At 46.8% G+C, this 17,206-nt stretch carries 12 protein-coding genes; 6 read left to right on the top strand and 6 right to left on the bottom strand.

The features are described from left to right. Positions 1-62: 62 nt before the first annotated feature. The 4 genes from ACOJUO_RS24925 to ACOJUO_RS24910 all read right to left on the bottom strand — a co-directional run bounded on the left by ACOJUO_RS24925 (position 63) and on the right by ACOJUO_RS24910 (position 6,436). Positions 63-2,690, bottom strand: a complete 2,628-nt coding sequence (locus tag ACOJUO_RS24925; protein ID WP_422138508.1) for a hypothetical protein — start codon at positions 2,688-2,690, stop codon at positions 63-65. A 7-nt stretch (positions 2,691-2,697) separates the two neighbouring features. Further along, positions 2,698-2,859: a hypothetical protein gene (locus ACOJUO_RS24920; RefSeq protein ID WP_422134572.1), complete on the bottom strand. Its 162-nt coding sequence runs from the start codon at positions 2,857-2,859 to the stop codon at positions 2,698-2,700. 20 nt (positions 2,860-2,879) lie between these two features. After that, the gene (locus ACOJUO_RS24915; protein ID WP_422138507.1) at positions 2,880-5,426 is read right to left on the bottom strand and encodes a hypothetical protein; all 2,547 of its coding nucleotides are present in this window, start codon (positions 5,424-5,426) and stop codon (positions 2,880-2,882) included. A 119-nt stretch (positions 5,427-5,545) separates the two neighbouring features. Next, positions 5,546-6,436 (bottom strand): LysR family transcriptional regulator, encoded by an 891-nt coding sequence (locus ACOJUO_RS24910; RefSeq protein WP_422134570.1) that lies wholly within the window; start codon positions 6,434-6,436, stop codon positions 5,546-5,548. A gap of 154 nt (positions 6,437-6,590) precedes the next feature. Between ACOJUO_RS24910 and ACOJUO_RS24905 the strand changes: the two genes are divergently transcribed. Further along, the gene (locus ACOJUO_RS24905) at positions 6,591-8,489 is read left to right on the top strand and encodes an amidohydrolase (RefSeq protein ID WP_422138506.1); all 1,899 of its coding nucleotides are present in this window, start codon (positions 6,591-6,593) and stop codon (positions 8,487-8,489) included. A gap of 104 nt (positions 8,490-8,593) precedes the next feature. Here ACOJUO_RS24905 and ACOJUO_RS24900 read toward each other — a convergent pair whose 3' ends face one another. Next, positions 8,594-9,457 carry a hypothetical protein gene (locus ACOJUO_RS24900; RefSeq protein ID WP_422134568.1) on the bottom strand — a complete coding sequence of 288 codons (864 nt, stop codon included), beginning with the start codon at positions 9,455-9,457 and terminating at the stop codon, positions 8,594-8,596. A gap of 406 nt (positions 9,458-9,863) precedes the next feature. Here ACOJUO_RS24900 and cas3 point away from each other — a divergent pair, with 406 nt between their 5' ends. The 3 genes from cas3 to ACOJUO_RS24885 all read left to right on the top strand — a co-directional run bounded on the left by cas3 (position 9,864) and on the right by ACOJUO_RS24885 (position 14,999). Next, positions 9,864-12,611, top strand: a complete 2,748-nt coding sequence (gene cas3 / locus ACOJUO_RS24895; protein ID WP_422138505.1) for a CRISPR-associated helicase/endonuclease Cas3 — start codon at positions 9,864-9,866, stop codon at positions 12,609-12,611. Between the two features lie 318 nt (positions 12,612-12,929). Next, on the top strand, positions 12,930-14,303 hold the full coding sequence (locus ACOJUO_RS24890; protein WP_422138504.1) for an AAA family ATPase: 1,374 nt from the start codon (positions 12,930-12,932) through the stop codon (positions 14,301-14,303). A 3-nt stretch (positions 14,304-14,306) separates the two neighbouring features. Further along, the gene (locus ACOJUO_RS24885) at positions 14,307-14,999 is read left to right on the top strand and encodes an HNH endonuclease (RefSeq protein ID WP_422138503.1); all 693 of its coding nucleotides are present in this window, start codon (positions 14,307-14,309) and stop codon (positions 14,997-14,999) included. A gap of 62 nt (positions 15,000-15,061) precedes the next feature. On the opposite strand, the gene ACOJUO_RS24880 is transcribed toward ACOJUO_RS24885, so the two are convergent. Beyond that, positions 15,062-15,274: a hypothetical protein gene (locus ACOJUO_RS24880; RefSeq protein WP_422140108.1), complete on the bottom strand. Its 213-nt coding sequence runs from the start codon at positions 15,272-15,274 to the stop codon at positions 15,062-15,064. On the opposite strand from ACOJUO_RS24880, the gene casA reads away from it, so the two are divergent. Next, the gene (casA, locus tag ACOJUO_RS24875) at positions 15,199-16,737 is read left to right on the top strand and encodes a type I-E CRISPR-associated protein Cse1/CasA (protein WP_422138502.1); all 1,539 of its coding nucleotides are present in this window, start codon (positions 15,199-15,201) and stop codon (positions 16,735-16,737) included. The genes ACOJUO_RS24880 and casA overlap by 76 nt on opposite strands. Continuing rightward, entirely contained in the window at positions 16,738-17,187 is a 450-nt protein-coding gene (gene casB / locus ACOJUO_RS24870) for a type I-E CRISPR-associated protein Cse2/CasB (protein ID WP_422134563.1), read from the top strand. Positions 17,188-17,206 lie beyond the last annotated feature (19 nt).

Here is a 17,206-nt window from a genome sequence, read left to right as displayed (position 1 = left end):
AAATCATTCTTGTCCGGCAGATAGGCCTGAGTCATCAGGCATAAAGATTCAAGGATGTCTGTTTACTCTTTGAGATTCGATAACTTCTGAAGGGCAGCGGCTTCTTTGCTTCGCCAAAAATCAGTTTTACTCCTCTGCAATCGGTTGGGTTCAAGGAAGTTGGCTTTTTGGAACCATTCCTTCCATTCTTTCTCCCTGGCCCCCATCATTCTGAGACAATGCGCTTTTTGCGAACAAGCGCCTGCACTCGGGGAGTACTTTTCCAATGCTGATTCAACAAGCTCGAGCGCCTTGTTTAAGTTATCTTTTCCTGACTCCGGGACGCCCTCTGTTATTTGCTCACATGCCAGCCTGAAATAATGGATCGAGCAAGTCAGCAGGGTATTAGCATTCTCCGGGTGCCTGCTGATCATTTCCAAAAATCCTGCTTGCCCGGCAGATAATCTCAACAGTGCTAATTCACACTCACTCGAAGGGTATACATCACAGCAGCGTGTGATCAGTTCTTTTGCCCATTCATATTTGCCGATTCTCTGCCAGAGTCTTACCAGTGCCAGATCTATATGATGATTCCCGCAAGGCATGCACAGACGATCGTCACTGTCATCGGGGTGCTTGCTACTCATGTTCAGCAATAGCTTTTCGGCCAGATAATTTTTATCCATGAACTCCCAAAGTCGCGCCAGAGACAGGTCTATGAGATGATTCCCGCAAGGTTTGCACAGGCTGCTTTCGTCGGCATTGGGGTGCTTGCCACTCATGTTCAGTAACAGCCTTTCAGTCAGGTAATCTTTGTTCATGAACTCCCAAAGTCGCGCCAGGGACAGGTCAGTGAGATGATTTCCACAGGGCCTGCAGAGTTCCTCCTCACTGGCACATAAGTACTTACCACTCATGTTCAGCAGCAGCCTCTCAGACAGTTCATATTTGCTCTTATCTTGCCAGAGTCGCACCCGAGCCAGATCAATCTCATGATTCCCGGAAGGTTTGCACAGGCTGTCTTCATCGGCATCGGGCTGCAGGCCAATCATATTCAGCAGCAGCCTCTCGGACAGTTCATCTTTGCCGATAACTTGCCAGACTCGCACCCGGGCCATATCAATGTCATGATTCCCTGAAGGCCTGCACAGGCTGTCTTCATCGGCATTGGGGTGCAGGCCAATCATATTCAGTAGCAGCCTTTCAGAGCGTTCATGTTTGCCCATTAGCTGCCCGAGTCGCATCCGGGCCAGATCAATTTCCTGATTCCCACAAGGTTTGCAAAGGCTGTCTTCACTGGCATCCGGGTGTGTGCCACACAGGTTAAGCAGCAGTCTTTCAGCCAGTTGATATTTGCCCTCCAGCTCCCAATGTCGCACCAGAGCGATGTCGATAATAGGATGCCCAGTGGGCTTACACAGGCTGTCTGCACTGTCATGAGGATGCTTGTGGCACATGTTCAGCAGCAGTCTTCCAGACAGTTCATGTTTGTCCATTTCCTGCCAGAGGCGTACCTGAGCCAGATCAATAACATGATGCCCGGAGGGCTTGCAGAGGTAGTCCCAACTCTCATCGGGGTGCTTGCCACAAGTGCTCAGCAGCAGTCTTTCAGCCAGCTTATGTTTGCCCATAATTATCCATAATCTTGCCAGAGCCAGGTCAATGTCATGATCCCCAGAGGGCCGACAGAGAATGTCCTCAGTGTCCTCAGGATGCTTTTTGCTCATTTTCAGCAGCAGTCTTTCGGACTGTTTATGTTTCCCCATATCCTGCCAGAGACGCACCAGAGCCAGGTTGATGTCATCATGGGCGGAGGGCTTGCAGAGAATGTCCTCACTGTCATCGGGATGTTTGCCCATCATTTCCAGCAGCAGGCCCTCAGACAGTTGGAATTTTTGCATAAGCTGCCAGAGTCGAATCAGAGCCAAATTTACGAGATGGAGGTGTCTGCGCAATTTTTCTACATCGTATGGATTCAACAGCAGGCTATTAATCAGCGCTGCTCTTATGCTCAACAGGAGTTTTTCAGACAGCGACCATTTGTGTAAAAATTGCCATATTCGGGCCATGTTAATGTCTGCGTCAAAATTGTCAGAAATCGCACACAGGGCATTTTCATTATCATTGAGCCTTTTGTTTCTCAACATCAAAAGTCGTGCTTCCGCGTTCAGTTGCAAACCAATTTTCTCTTCACAAAGGCTCAGGGTCAGATCAAGGTTATGAATGGTCGAAGCCCCAAATGCATTAAGCGGTCCTTCTGATCTGAGTTGATTCAGAATATTGCAGGCTTCTATCTGTTTGTTAACCGTTTGCTCTTTTAGCGACCTTGCAAGCCCTATGATTATGTCTTGATAGCCGAACTGACTTTGTATGCCCTGGTTTTCGCTTAAGAGGGTCCGGAATATTTCTTCTGCTTTTATGAAATTTTGTTTTTTTAGTGCTTCGTAAGCGTTATTAACCTTCATTGCAGTTTCTTTGGAATAATTTTTTATCCTCTGTTTTTGAAACGTCTGAGGAGTGATGTTCTGGCCTGCAGTCGTTTGTGGGTATCTGACAGATAAGGGTGTGTCCGGACTTTGCTTAACCTGTTCAGAGCGTGGAATAAACGTTTCTGCATTCGGGTTTAAGGAAGATTTACTCGCTTCAGGTGTTGCTGCCGGAGCGCTGGAACTGACCGCAGTGCCGGTCGTCGGTGTTGGTCCATATGCCATAGAACTATTACATTTTTGTAAAACTGTGCTCCTTGGACAGCAAACGCTCATTAAAGTTCATGGTTGTTCGTCTATATTGAGAGCCTGCAAGGTTCGCACTTTCCGGATAGCGACTCATCATGTCCATAAATCCTTCTTGCCCGGCAGGCTGGCCTGAGTCATCAGGCATAAAGGTTCAAAAATGTCTGTTTACTCTTTGAGATCCCATAACTTCTGAAGAGCAGCGGATTCTTTGCTTCGCCAAAAATCAGTTTTACTCTTTTGTAATCGGTTGGGGTCAAGGAGGTTGGCTTTTTGGAACCATTCCTTCCATTCTTTCTCGCTGGCACCCATCATTCTGAGACAATGCGCTTTTTGCGAACAAGCGCCTGCACTTGGGGGGAACTTTGCCAATGCTGATTCAACAAGCTCGAGCGCCTTGTTTAAGTTATCTTTTCCTGACCCCGGGACGTCCTCTGTTATTTGCTCACATGCCAGTCTGAAATAATGGATCGAGCAAGTCAGCAGGGTATTGGCATTCTCCGGTTGCCTGCTGATCATTTCCAAAAATCCTGCTTGCCCGGCAGATAATCTCAACAGTGCTAATTCACACTCACTCGAAGAGTATATATCACAGCAGCGTGTGATCAGTTCTTTTGCCCATTCATATTTGCCGATTCTCTGCCAGAGTCGTACCAGTGCCAGATCTATATGATGATACCCGCAAGGCATGCACAGACGATCGTCACTGTCATCGGGATGCTTGCTACTCATGTTCAGCAAGAGTCTTTCAGACAGGTACAGTTTGTCTGTTTCCTCCCAATGTCGCGTTATAGTCAGGTCTAGTTCCAGATTTCCACAGGGGCTGCATCGTTCTTCCTCAGTGGCATAGAGGTGAGTACCTCTCATGTTCAGCAGCAGGCTTTCAGCTAATTTATTTTTTCCCGTTATCTCCCAGAGTCGAACCAGGGCCAGATCAGCTTCATGATTCCCGGAAGGCGTGCAGAGCCTGTCTTCATCGGCATTGGGATGCTTGTGACTTATGTTCAACAGCAGCCTCTCAGACAGTTCATATTTGTTCATATTTTGCCAGATTCGTGCCTGACACACGTCAATGCTATGATTCCCGGAAGGCGAGCAAAGGGTGTCTTCATCGGCATTGGGGGGCTTGCCTCTCATATTCAGTATCAGTCTCTCAGACCATTCATATTTGCCCATCAGCTGCCAGAGTCGCATACGGGTGAGGTCAATTTCCTGATTCTCACCAGGAGTGCAAAGGGTGTCTTCACTGGCATTTGGGTCTATACCACACATGTTGAGCAGCAGTCTTTCAGTGAGGTTATATTTGCCCGCCAGCTCCCAATGTCGTGCCAGAGTGATGTCGATAACATGATTTCCAAAGGGCTTGCACAGGGTGTCTTCACTGTCATCGGGATGCTTGTGGCTCATGTTCAGCAGCAGTCTTTCAGACAGTTCATGTTTGTCCATATCCTGCCAGAGACGCAGCAGAGCCAGATCAATGACATGTTGCCCACATGGCCTGCAAAGGATGTCCGAACTCATACCAAGGTGCTTGCCACTCATATTCAGCAGCAGTCTCTCAGCCCGATCATATCTACCCATCTTCTGCCAAAGCCGCACCAGAGCCAGATCAATTTTACGATGATCAGAGGGGGTGCAAATAATCTCCTCACTGGCATAAGGAGGCTTGTTACTCAGGCTCAGCAGCAGTCTTTCAGATTGATAATTTTTGTCCATCACGTTCCAGAGTCTTGCCAGCGCCAGTTTAATGTCATGATGGCAGGGACGGTGCAGGAACTCCTCACTGCCATTGGGGGCTATACCAATCATGCTCAACAGCAGACCTTCAGCCCATTCATTTTTACCTCTCTCCTGCCAGAATATTGCCAGAGTCATATTAACTGTATGGAGGTTTTTATGCAGTTTTTGTAAGGCGTAAGCGGATCGGACCGACCGTAAATTAATAGTCAACACTGATCGCATGTTAAGCAGGAATGTTTCAGTCAGTGTGTGTTTTTCCATAACCTGCCACAGCTTGCTATTAGCCATATCAGCGTCAAAATTGTCAGAAGGCTGACAGAGGCTCGCCTCATCAGCATCGGGATTTATGTTTCTCAGTCTCAAAAGTCGTGCTTCAGCATCAAGGTACCTTCCAAGTGCCATTTCACATTGACTCAGGGTCAGATCAAGGTTTTTAATGGTTGAAGCCTTGAGCGCGGTGAGCTTTCCTTTCAACCTGAGTTTTTCCAGAAGATCGCAGGCTTCTCTCTTTTTTTCATAAGTTTGCTCTTTTAGCGATCTTGCAAGCCCTATGGTTGTGTTCTGCTCTTCTAACAGGGTCAGCTTGCCCTGGTTTTCGTTTAAGATGGCCCGGAATGTTGCTTCTGCATTTATGAAGTCCTTATCTTTTAAGGTATCGAAACCGCTACTGATCTTTTCTTTAATCGCTCGTTGAGTCGCTTCAGGGCGAGAGCTATTTGCTCTTTGGCCAAACCTCCGGGGAGTAAACGTTGGGTATTCAGTCGCTTGTCGGCGCCCGATATCTGGAGGTGTGTTCGTACATTCCTGAACACCTTGAGCACGTGGCATAAACGGTCGAGCTTCCGGGTTTAAGTCAGATTTACGCTTTGGTGCATTATCGGTACTTGAACCTGACGAATAATACCGTGATGGTTGCGATGTCGTAGTGGTACTTGAACTGGCGGCATGGGTTGTTGTTGGTAATCCGTAACTCATAGCAATAGAACATCCAAAGAAATCTATGCCATTCGACAGTAAACAGGCATAAAAGTTCATGGTTATCCAGTCCGGAGTTCTTGATTCCGCTATTTCTCTGGAGTGTGAGTACCTTGCAACTAGCGGAAATTACTCTTGGCAAATACCTGTAATGCAGATTTAACAGCTGCAACTTCCGGATAACGTTCTAATTCCGGAGGACAATAAAATGATAAATGTACCCGAAGCGCGTTAGCCAGTTCATTAACATTGAGTTGCACCAACTGACCACTTTGCAACAAGGGCGCAGCTAAAGAGTGCTCCAGGATCGCCCACCCGTCTTCAAGCAGCAGAGTCAGTAGTACATCATTATTACTCACTAAGCATACATGGGTAGAAATGGAATAAAGTTCAGGATTACTATTATGGTGGTTTTCGCTTAAGTATTGCGTGGCCAGTTCAAGCTCATCCATTTGAATACAATCTCGCTTTGCCAGTGCGTGCTCAGGATGACAATAAAAACCGTGTTCACTGGTACCCAGATTAATAAAACTGAAGGTACGCTCAGGCATGTTTCTAAGCCGGCTTTGCATAATGGCAACACAATGCTGGTTGCTCACTAACGCGTCCAGCGTCTCATCCCGGTTTCGATGCAACCAATGCAGGCGCAACATCGGAAACTGATCCCTGACTGATTGATTAACCACTCTTATCAAGCTATTGGGTACCAGGTTGTCATGGTAAACAATCAGAGATTCAAGTGCCTGTTTGTAGCTGTCGATCATTCGGCGATAGAGAAGATTACTGTTTTTAACCAGCACCTTTGCTTGACGATAGAGGGCATCAGCTTCGTTTGTTGCCACGGCTTTCTTTCCCTCAATGGCAAACAAACGGATTGCAAAACTGTCTTCTAACGCCTTCACTTGCTCACGAATGGTGGTTCTGTCTTTGTGCAGTTTCTTTGCTGCTTTGCTGTAGCTGGCTTCTTCAAACGTGGCGCAAAATGCGGCTAAGTGCTCGTATGAGAACATTTATCTTTCTCCTGCTGCCCATAAAAAAATGAATGTAATTGCCCATCATAATGCATTTATCATGGCCGTTTAATATTGCTATTTTTTGCATCTTGCCTTTTGGTGGAGTGGTTAACCCGGGGATGCTCTGCCTTTTTCATTGACGGTTTGTAATATGAAAAATATCTTCAAAGTTTCCGCATTAACTGTGTCCTTATCCATCCTGGCAGGGTGCTCACTCGGAAGGGCTCCAGATGAGTCTGTTACCAGCCCTATCACTGTATTTGTCTCCAATGACATCATTACCCTTTCAGAGGCTATTAAAGACAAGCCCACAGCCATTGCAGTTCAGGATGGGAAGATTATCAATATCGGCCATCAGGAAGCGTTAATAGAAGCCTACAAAGACGAAAGTAATCTGGTGGTAGATACACAATACATCGATAAAACGATTCTGCCGGGTTTTGTCGAACCTCATATGCATATCTGGATGAGCAGTCTGTTACTGAGTATGGATTTCATCACCCCCGCAGACTGGGCATTCCCCTGGGGGTATGTGAATGGTGTCCAAAATGAGAAAGCCTACTTTGACCAGCTTGCTCGACTGGAACAGTCTCTGCCTGAGAACGAACCTCTTATTACCTGGGGATATCACAACTATTTTCATGGTCAGAACATGAGCAAAAAGGCCTTGAATAAGCTCTCCGAAACCCGGCCAATTATTGTATGGCACCGTAGCTTTCACGAGGTTTATTTTAACGATGCTGCCCTTAAGATGCTGGGCTGGAACGAAACGGATTGGAAGAAAAAACAAATATCCCAGCTTAATTGGGATAGAGGTCACGCCTACGAGACGGGTCTGAAAGCGATCATGAACGAGCTCTTTATGTATTTCTTGGACTCGGGACGATTTGCCAAAGGGGTTAAACGCACTAAAGACTATGTCCATTCAGGCGGTATCACCACGGTGATTGACCCGGGTGTCCTGCTCTCTGCGCAGATGTATAACGAAATGGTGGATGTCTTGACCAATGATACCTTTCCGATGGACTACTGGTTGATCCCGGCAGGTAATTTCACCTACATGCTATCGCAAAATGATGCCGAAAAAGGCAAAGCCATGGCAGAACAACAAACCCGGACCTACAAAGAATCTGACCAAATCAATTGGCTGCCAAAGTACGTCAAATTATTTTCTGACGGGGCAATGTATAGCCAGTTAATGCATATGAAAGATGGCTATACCGATGGCCACAAAGGCGAATGGATCCAAAAACCGGAAGAACTCGAAGACAGCATGAGGCCTTACTGGTACGACGATTACACGGTTATTGTCCATGCAAATGGTGACCTCGGGTTTGAAACCGCTATCGATATTGTTGAAACGCTAAACAATGAAGCGCCCAGAGAAGATCACCGAACCGGATACCACCACCTGGGCTTTACCGGCAAAGACGATATTACCCGAGCCGTTGACCAGGGCGCCAACTTCAGCGTTAATCCTTACTACACCCACATACTGGGTGAGCTTTATAGCGTGCACGGAATCGGGAAAGAGCGGGCGGAAACCATGTCCCGTGGCCAATCGTTCATTGATGCAGGCGGTGTACTTTCCCTACACTCTGATGCACCCATGGCACCGGCGCAGCCACTGAGCCTGGCTTGGGCAGCAGTTAACCGCTTAGGCTTATCCGGCAGTAGAACACTTGGGCCTCTGGAGCGGATCAGTGTCGAAGAAGCACTCAAGGCCATCACTATCAACGCGGCCTATACTGCCCGCTTAGAAAACCAGATTGGCACCATTGATGTCGGGAAGTACGCCAACTTCACTGTATTGGACGAGAGCCCGTTTGAAGTCGATCCGAAAGATCTGAACAAGATCACCGTCTCAGCCACAGTCTACCGGGGAGAGCCTGCGCCGGTTAAACACAGTAATGCCGGTCTGGATATGACCTTTCGCTCCCACAAGGCAGTGAGAGTAATTAATAGGCTTTCAGCCAGAGATGGTTCAGGGGATTTCTGCACCACCAGTATTGAGATGCAGCGCAGTGCGCTGGGAGTGGTAGAGCATTAACTGAACCATAAGGCTCCAATATCACCAGGCTGCTGTACCGGGTGCCCTGCGCGAGCGGGGAAGGGTATTCCCCTGCCTGGTATTTAAGCCGATTTGGCGCAGGCTTAATCGGACAATAGTGGTAATTCAGCGGAAATCGCCATGGAACATTCATGTTTGCGTTTCATATAGAGCTGTGCAGTATTGTCCCAGATGACGTCTGCAAAGATACTTTTGTCAAGGTTGTCGTCTACCTGACATTTTATGGAATAGGCCTCAGAAGGTTTGGCAGTCCCCCATGGAATCTTGTAATAGTCACCATTAGCGCTTCTTGTCCATAAATTCTCTATTAGCGATGTATCATCACTCTCTGTTGATTCGCCAAAGGTGGCTGAAAATAAAAGACCCTCCTCTGAACGCAGAGAAAAAGTGTCGTTCCCATTTACTTTTTTGACAGTCATTGAGCCATAAGATGTATTGTATTTGTCGAAATATTTGAGAACATATTTCATTTTCAATGAATCAGTATGTGCTTTGATTGCCAGATATGAGCCTTTGCTGAGTTCCAGCATCCAGATAGCCTCGGTGTAAACTAATTGAAAGAAGTTAGGCAATGGAATCTTGAAGGCGCTATCAATGTTAATGGTGACCACCAGCATAGCGCAGCTTACTCGTTCCGGTGAGTCTGCCGACGACACGAATTGAAAAGCCTCACCGGCCAGCTCAATAGCCTTGTCCCGGGGAACGGAGCCTTTTATAAAGAATCCCACATACTCACTGCCCACAAAAGAATACCCAGGTTCCGGTTCAACCTTGTCTTTTGATACCGAAGGGGCGCTTGACGGGTTACATTCAGTCGCTGCCCCCGGGTCTTTATGACCCGAACATTCGTCAGCACAGGAGCCACTCACCTGCATGAGCAGAGAGACAAAAGCCAGTGCCAACAACTTGAAGAGCTGATAATAATGATAAAAAGCCAGACGAAACATAATGACAACACCAAAGTAAAATCATGAAGCGAGCTAAAGTCATTAGCGCGTGTAAATTGCTACACTGACCGACAGCTTTAAAGAGTAGACGATGATAAAAGTCAGAAGGTGTAGATTGGGTAAGATTCTTAATCTGCGAATTCGGTGGGGGTATTAGGAAAGGCTGGGCTTGTCGTCTGGTTTTCAGGCTCATGTTTGTTTTGTCAGACCCCGAACCTAAAAAAACAGTGGGTTCGTTGTTAAGTCAATGCCCTATTGACCATAACAAACGTGCAGCCTGTTCACTTGCTTTCAAAAACTACAGTGGGAGTTGGGGTTGAAAGGTTATGAACTGTTGATGTTTATCATGTTACTCATATAGCCTGCCCCTATAATGTGAAACTCTTGTCAGAAAGTGGAAGCAGGCATGTCTTTCTATAACTATTGGGGCAAAGCAGGTAATCAATCTGAAGGTGATAATGCCAGTTATCATTTGTTGGTTTATCACTGTTTGGATGTGGCTGCGGTTGCGAAGGTTTGGTGGCAAGCATCTGCGTCACTCCGCCGTCAGTTTTGTCATCAAAGTGGCCTGCCAGATCAACAGACTCGGGCCTGGCTACTTTTTTTTATTGCCTTACACGACCTGGGCAAATTTGATATCCGTTTTCAATTAAAAGCAAAGGATGTCTGGCGGCAGGTTAATCCTGAGACAAATTGCTTTAAGCCTGACTTTCTTCAAGAAAACATTAATGATTATTATCACGGGCCCGCCGGTGTTTATTGGTTGTATCAAGACTGGCAGGATCGTTTTGCAGGTGAGCAGGATGACAGTTATATTTTTTGTGATGATGACGAAAACGAAAGCTGGCGAGCGTGGTTTAGTTGGCTTGGACCGGTTGCAGGGCATCATGGAACCCTGGCAGATAACTCCGACAAAGATGACTGCAGCTTTGGTTTTTCACCGGGTATGGTCAGTGCCCGGGGGTTGGAATCACTGCAACAGGCTCGACAGGATTGGTTGAAAGCACTTGAGTCTCTATTTTTAAAACCCGCCGGGCTGACACTGGAAGATGACCCGCCAGTTCTGGCTGATGGCACTTTGCTGGCTGGTTTTTGTTCGGTTTCTGACTGGTTGGGTTCAGCCAGTGATGAGGGTGATTTTGAATTTCAAAGCCAGCCGACAGGTGATCTTCAGGAGTGGTTTGAATCGCGTCTGACGATCGCCAGACGTTTGCTTCATCGAGCAGGGATTATTGGTTATCAAACTCGTGACAATCCTACTATTCAGAACTTGCTTGAGAAAGGGTATCAGCCGCGACAAGTTCAGTGTCTGGTGGATCAGCTACCGCTCACTGAAAGCTTAACATTAATAGAGGCCTCAACCGGTTCAGGAAAAACAGAAGCTGCGCTGGCTCATGCCTGGCAATTAATCCAACAGAATCTTGCCGATAGTATTGTCTTCGCACTGCCGACTCAGGCAACAGCCAATGCTATGTTGGGGCGTATTGAAAAGGCCGCACTCATTATTTTTAAGGGGGAAATCAATGCGGTGTTATCTCATGGTCGGGCTGGATTTCAGCAGAATTTTATCGATCTCAAACAAGCAGCCAATTCGCACCCTGCACAGGGGGAAAAGGAAGCCAGAGTTCAATGCGCGCAATGGCTGGCCGAAAGTAAAAAAAGAGTTTTTTTAGGACAAATCGGCATTTGTACCGTAGATCAGGTGCTCGCTTCAGTCTTGCCGGTGCGACACAAGTTTGTTCGTGGGTTTGGTATTGGGCGCAGTGTTCTCATCATCGATGAGGTGCATGCTTATGATGCCTATATGTACGGCCTTTTGGAGGAAGCATTGAAACAGCAGCGGACTGCGGGCGGATCGGCCATTTTGTTGTCTGCAACCTTGCCGGATTATCAGAAGCGGCAACTCATGGAGGCATGGGCAGGAAACACAGTGCCCAGCCATTTTGAAAACCCCGTTGATGCACCTTATCCGTTGATAACCTGCTATGGGCATAAGCAGCAATACTTCTCTCTAGACACCCGACAGCAGCCCACCAAAACGCATGTCAATATCGAACTGCAAACCGTATCCGAGTTGTTGCCTGATGATGACTTGTTGGAGCAAATGATTACTGCCGCAGAGCAAGGGGCTCAGGTCTGTTTTATCTGCAATCTTGTTGATGTAGCACAGCAGTCTCTAAGACAGTTACGGGAAAAAGCAGCTGGGCGACTGAGTGAAGACCAGCTGATTCTGTTTCACTCTCGCTTTGTGTTTGCTGATCGTCAGAAGAAAGAGGACAAAGTCCTTGATCTGTTTGGCCCCGATGGTAAGCGACAGCAAGGGTATATATTGGTCAGTACTCAGGTTTTTGAGTGCTCTATTGATGCTGATATGGATTGGATGATTACTCAACTTTGTCCCGTCGACCTGTTATTCCAGCGCTGGGGTCGGCTGCATCGACATCAAAACAAGCACAATCGTCCTGACGGATTTGATCAACCTCTCTGTACTGTGTTGGTGCCTCCGGAATCTGAAGATTATCAGCTGCATGAGCTTATATACGGTGATAGTCGTATACTATGGCGAGCTCAACAGTTATTGGTTGACTCAGGAAATATCGTTGAATTTCCTGATGCATACCGGAAATGGATTGAGTCGGTTTATGATAAAGAAGATTGGGGGAGTGAGCCTGATTGGGTTATGAAATCTCATCAAGATTTTGCTGGTCATCAGCAAAGCCAACGTATGGGCGCAAAAGTATTAATTAAATCCGCGATGAATACGCTGGCAGACACTGATGATAAAATTTCTGCAGTTACCCGTGACGGTGAAATGAATCTGACATTGGTTCCAGTTATTTCCAATGCTAAGGGTGAACGTTGCCTACTGGATGGTTCGGTGGTTGATGAGTTGGATAAAAGTAACCGTTTTGAAAAAATTAGCCTTAACAGTCTTGGAATACCAGCCGGTTGGAACAAAAATGAAGGGCAGTTGCCCGATATGGATGATGGCGGATTAATATGGCTGGAAATGAAAGCCGACGAACAAGGCTACCGAGGGTATTGGGGGGAGACAGAGTACAGCTATTCTGCAGAGGCTGGTTTTCAGCGCATAAAAAAAATGAGGCATCCCCGCGGGCGCGGGGAACAGGGTAGTGAACTGAGCTTTATTTAAACAAACTATGGTTCATCCCTCTGTGAGAGGGAACTTCCATTATATAACATCGGCTCTTTTTGGTGGAGTTGTTATCAGAAAGATATTGTAGAATCGCTGATTGTCGGAAGTCCTGTTACCTCAGGGGTTTATATCATCTTTCCTTAGTCTGACCTGCATACAGAACTAAATACATTTTTCACTAAAGTCAGTAACCTTTGTGAGTTTATTAGACACACGAGCACAAAGGGTTGTTAAGGGTTATGATTGAGGTCTCTGGTTTATCCAGAGCCATTGTTTAGCAAGGTCTGACAAGGGTTCACAGGTTCAGGTGAATGTATGAAGATACGCGAGCTCAGGCTCAAAAACTTTCGGAAGTTTGAGGACTCGGTCTTCAAGTTTAATACTGATACGAATGTCTCAGTTCTCATTGGTGATAATGCAACCGGTAAAAGCGCCATTCTTGATGCTCTGTCCATTATGATGGGGAGTTATCTGCTGGATTTTAAAGCTGGTGTAGGGCGGCATATCCGTAAGGAAGAGGTACGGCTAAAGCAGATCAATCTGGGTGATACGGTCACTCTTGAGCCGCAGTGGGACGAAGGGGTTTCGCTTTCTTGTCGTGCCTCTCTGACCGAGTTAGCCAGTAGTAATGATTCATCTCTTCTTGAAGACCTGCGCTGGACTCGGGAACTGAAATCCGAGAAAGGTAAAACCACCCGTATTCTGGCAAAGAACATTGCCAAAGTGGGGAAAGATGCCAGAGCCAGGATGGAAAAAGGCGAAGAAGTCCTGTTGCCTGTTTTTGGCTACTACGGCACTGGTCGTCTCTGGCATATCAAACATGTTGTAAAGCTGACGAAGCCTGAATCCAGATCGGCGGGCTATCGTGATTGCCTTGATCCGGCTTCCAGCCACAAGTTGTTTCTTAGATGGTTTGCTCAGTTGGAGCAGGCTTCGTTCCAGAAGGGTAAAAAATTCGGCGTGCTCGAAGCGGTTCGTAAGTCGATTCAATATTGTATACCTGAGTGCAGGTACTTTTATTTTGATATTGAACTGCAACAGCTGATGATTGAGCTGGAAAACGGACAGCTATTCAGCTTCGATAATCTGAGTGATGGTTATCGTAATACTCTGGCTATAGTGGCAGATATAGCACACAGAGCGGGTCGCCTGAATCCTCATCTGATGGATAGAGCCCCATTAGAAACTCCCGGCATTGTGCTGATTGATGAAGTCGATTTACATCTGCATCCCAAATGGCAACGTCGGGTATTAAATGATCTGCGGGAAGCATTCCCGAAAGTGCAGTTTATTGTTACTACTCACTCTCCTTTTATCATTCAATCTTTACGACCCGGTGAAGTGATTGACTTAAACTCTGTTCTGCCCACGGATGAAAGCTCTGAAACAGCGTCACCTGCACCAACTGAGCCATTCAGTGATCAGAGTGTTGAAGATATTGTGGAAAGGGTGATGGGTGTTGAGGTGCCTTCTCGGAGTCAGCGTTGGCAGGCAATGAATGATACCGCTAAAAAATATTACACGTTGCTTCAGCAAGCGAACGGTGCCTCAAAGGAAGAAAAAGAGCAGTTAAAGCAGGAGCTGGACGAGCTGAGTGCACCCTTTAGTGATAATGTGGCTTACCATGCCTTTCTTGAGATGGAGCGAGCCGCAGCCGGTCTGAGCAAAGGAAAAGCTGTTGAGGAGTAATTCATGAGGCCAGTGGATAAGGGGGCTGAGCCTCTGGGTGCGAACGGAAATCCAAAGCAATTCAGTCAATACCAAAATGCCCGAAGAGATTTAATTGAAAGACTGGGTGGTTATTGCTCTTATTGTGAAATGAAGCTTGACGCATCTTTGGCAGTTGAGCATGTTCTGTCGAAAAAACATCACAAAGATTCGGCGTTGTCCTGGTCAAACTTTCTGCTGGGTTGTACGAATTGCAATTCAACCAAGGGTGATCATGATCCGCTTATAAACAGCTGCTTCTGGCCTGATGCAGATAATACTTTCAGAGCTTTTGAGTACTCAGAGGACGGGGTTGTTCGCCCGAATCAGTCACTCTCTGATGCTGAAAGAGAAAAAGCTATGCGAACTATCCGACTAACTGGCCTGGATAAAACGCCTTTGCAAGCAACAGCTTCTGATCGTCGCTGGCAACAGAGAAGAGAAGTCTGGCATATTGCCCAGCGAGCCAGGCAACGGTTGCAGCGCAATGACAATGAAGACTTCAGGGATCAGGTGGTTGAAACGGCTGTTGGTCATGCTTACTGGAGCATCTGGATGACTGTGTTTGCGAATGACCGTGATATGGTCAATCGTCTGATTCGTGCTTTACCGGGTACTGCTCAGAGTTGTTTTGATACAGATGGTCATCCTGTATTAAGGCCAGGCGGTCAGATATAACAGCTTTAAACCATCTGATCGCTCTGACGTTTTATATAGACGAACTACTTGAATAATATCATCTAGGCTTTATTATGCTCTTCATCCTGTAGCAGGTTGTTGTGGTTGTTGGGCTGGCTTGAAGCAGGCGTTACGATTTTGAACTCTTCAATGACCATGGGCTTGCTGCGCAAACCTTGGTTTTTACACTGGTTGTCATTTGGAGAGGCATGAAAAATTGAAGCCATTTTCATTACTTGACCAAGCGTGGATTCCCCTTCATTACGAAGGAACACGGCTCTGGGTCACCTATCAGCAACTCTTATGTGGGGAGAAAAAAGGTAAACTCTGCTTGCCCCGCGATGATCTGGAGCTGGCTGGCGTTCAGCTATTGGTAGCCATAACTCAGGTTTGCTTTACACCAGCCGATCGAAAGGAACTGCTGGCCCGGCTCAAAAAGCCTTTGTCTACCGATGAGTTTCTGAAGGGGGTGAAGGATAAAAAGGACTGGTTTGATCTGAATCACCCAGTTACACCCTTTATGCAAATCCGTGGGGTTAAGGCGAGCAAACCGACCCCAATGGATAAGCTGCTGGCAGGTGTAGCAGATGGAACCAATAAACCCTTTGTTAATCCTCATGGATTGGCGGAAGGACTCTGTGGTAGCTGTACGGCGATCGCCTTGTTTAACATGGCTAACAACTGTCCCAGTATGGGCGGTGGCTTCAAGGGAAGCCTGCGCGGTAGCACTCCAATTACGCAACTGATTACCGGATCTGATCTGCGCACAACAGTATGGTTGAATGTGCTGCATCAGGAGCGATTGAATAATTCAGTCATGCCCTGGTATCAGGCGACTGCACAACAAGTTCCAAACTATGTTGAGCCTGTCAAAGCAGGAGAAAAAATTCAAGCAACGAACATCGGCCTTGCCCGTGGTTTATTATGGCAACCCGCACATTTTGAACTCTTGCCTGCTGAAGACACAGGTTGCTGCAGTGTCTGTAATGCTTCTGCACCCTTGTATAAGGGTTTTAATAAAGCCAAATTTAATTACACAGTGGAGGGTAACTGGCCGCATCCACTGTCAGCCCGAACCTTCAAGATTGTCAAAGGCAAAAAAGAAGAAAAGTTTCCGTCGTTTACCACCACCGCACCTGGCTGGACTCAACTAAGCCGTCTGGTTGTGGCAATGGAATCCAGTAAAGAAGGACAAATTCCTGCTCCTGTACTGTTACAGATCAGGGATGACGGGTTGATCAAGCAGAAGCACTTACGATTTGTTATCGGCGGTTATAGAAACAATCAGGCAACGGTACTGGAACGGCGCCACGAGTTTTTCAGTCTGGCGGATGGCTGGGCTGAACACGGCGAGGTGATCCACTATATCATAAAGACAGGTCTGGCTTACAAAACGGCTTTGCGCAAGGCGCTCTATCTCTTTTCAGAAGGTATTAAAGATAAAAACAAAGAGATCAAAGGCTCTGGTGTTAATCTCTGCCAGTCGGGTGACGACCTCTACTTCCAACAAACAGAACAGTGGGTTCGGGACTCCTTTGCTGATATCAATTTCAAGGAGCCACTACCCACTATAGATTGCCTGCGCGTTCAATTAAAACAAACAGTATTGGAATTGTTTGATCAGCTCACAAAACCCTACCGGCAGGAACCCAAAATGCTCAAAGCACTGGCATTGGCCCGGCGCAGCCTGAATAAATCACTGGCTGAACTTCAGGCTGTGGTGACAGAGGAGAATTAAATGCAACCTTCTAACAAAAAGTCTCAGGATTTCATCCAGCTGTGGAATCGTTATGTCGATTTGAGTGCTGGTAATAAAGCCGAGTTACGCAGGGTTTCGACACCCGATGCTCTCATTGAAGTTCCCGCCTTTTACCGGTTAACACGCGGTTATGCCAGCCATAAAAATATCCGGCGGTTGGTTTACTGTCTGCCATATCTGCAACATCAGGTTGGTGGTGATTCACTGGGTAAAGCTCTGGCTGTGGCAGGTGTCAGAGAAAAGCGCCTGTTCGTGATCATTCGTTCACAGGAACCTAATGATCTGATTCAGTTGCGGAGGTTATTGCAACAGGTAAACCCAGTGGTCGACTTTTATCAAACAGCCTGGTTGCTGCTGCGCTGGAATAATCCTGAACAAAAGCAAAAATTGCTGGAAACTTTCTTTCTGCATCAGAAAGAATCCTCCTGAATCATTTTCTTTTTACACG

The sequence above is a fragment of the Endozoicomonas sp. ALC020 genome (assembly GCF_049275935.1).
Classification (GTDB): domain Bacteria; phylum Pseudomonadota; class Gammaproteobacteria; order Pseudomonadales; family Endozoicomonadaceae; genus Endozoicomonas_A.
This window is presented reverse-complemented; position numbering and strand designations above follow the sequence as displayed.

Coding starts and splice junctions, on each gene's coding strand:
- ACOJUO_RS24885 (WP_422138503.1), top strand. CDS start 14,307: ATGAGGCCAGTGGATAAGGGGGCTGAGCCTCTGGGTGCGAACGGAAAT.
- ACOJUO_RS24915 (WP_422138507.1), bottom strand. CDS start 5,426: ATGAGTTACGGATTACCAACAACAACCCATGCCGCCAGTTCAAGTACC.
- ACOJUO_RS24925 (WP_422138508.1), bottom strand. CDS start 2,690: ATGGCATATGGACCAACACCGACGACCGGCACTGCGGTCAGTTCCAGC.
- cas3 (WP_422138505.1), top strand. CDS start 9,864: ATGTCTTTCTATAACTATTGGGGCAAAGCAGGTAATCAATCTGAAGGT.
- ACOJUO_RS24910 (WP_422134570.1), bottom strand. CDS start 6,436: ATGTTCTCATACGAGCACTTAGCCGCATTTTGCGCCACGTTTGAAGAA.
- casB (WP_422134563.1), top strand. CDS start 16,738: ATGCAACCTTCTAACAAAAAGTCTCAGGATTTCATCCAGCTGTGGAAT.
- ACOJUO_RS24900 (WP_422134568.1), bottom strand. CDS start 9,457: ATGTTTCGTCTGGCTTTTTATCATTATTATCAGCTCTTCAAGTTGTTG.
- ACOJUO_RS24890 (WP_422138504.1), top strand. CDS start 12,930: ATGAAGATACGCGAGCTCAGGCTCAAAAACTTTCGGAAGTTTGAGGAC.
- ACOJUO_RS24920 (WP_422134572.1), bottom strand. CDS start 2,859: ATGCCTGATGACTCAGGCCAGCCTGCCGGGCAAGAAGGATTTATGGAC.
- ACOJUO_RS24905 (WP_422138506.1), top strand. CDS start 6,591: ATGAAAAATATCTTCAAAGTTTCCGCATTAACTGTGTCCTTATCCATC.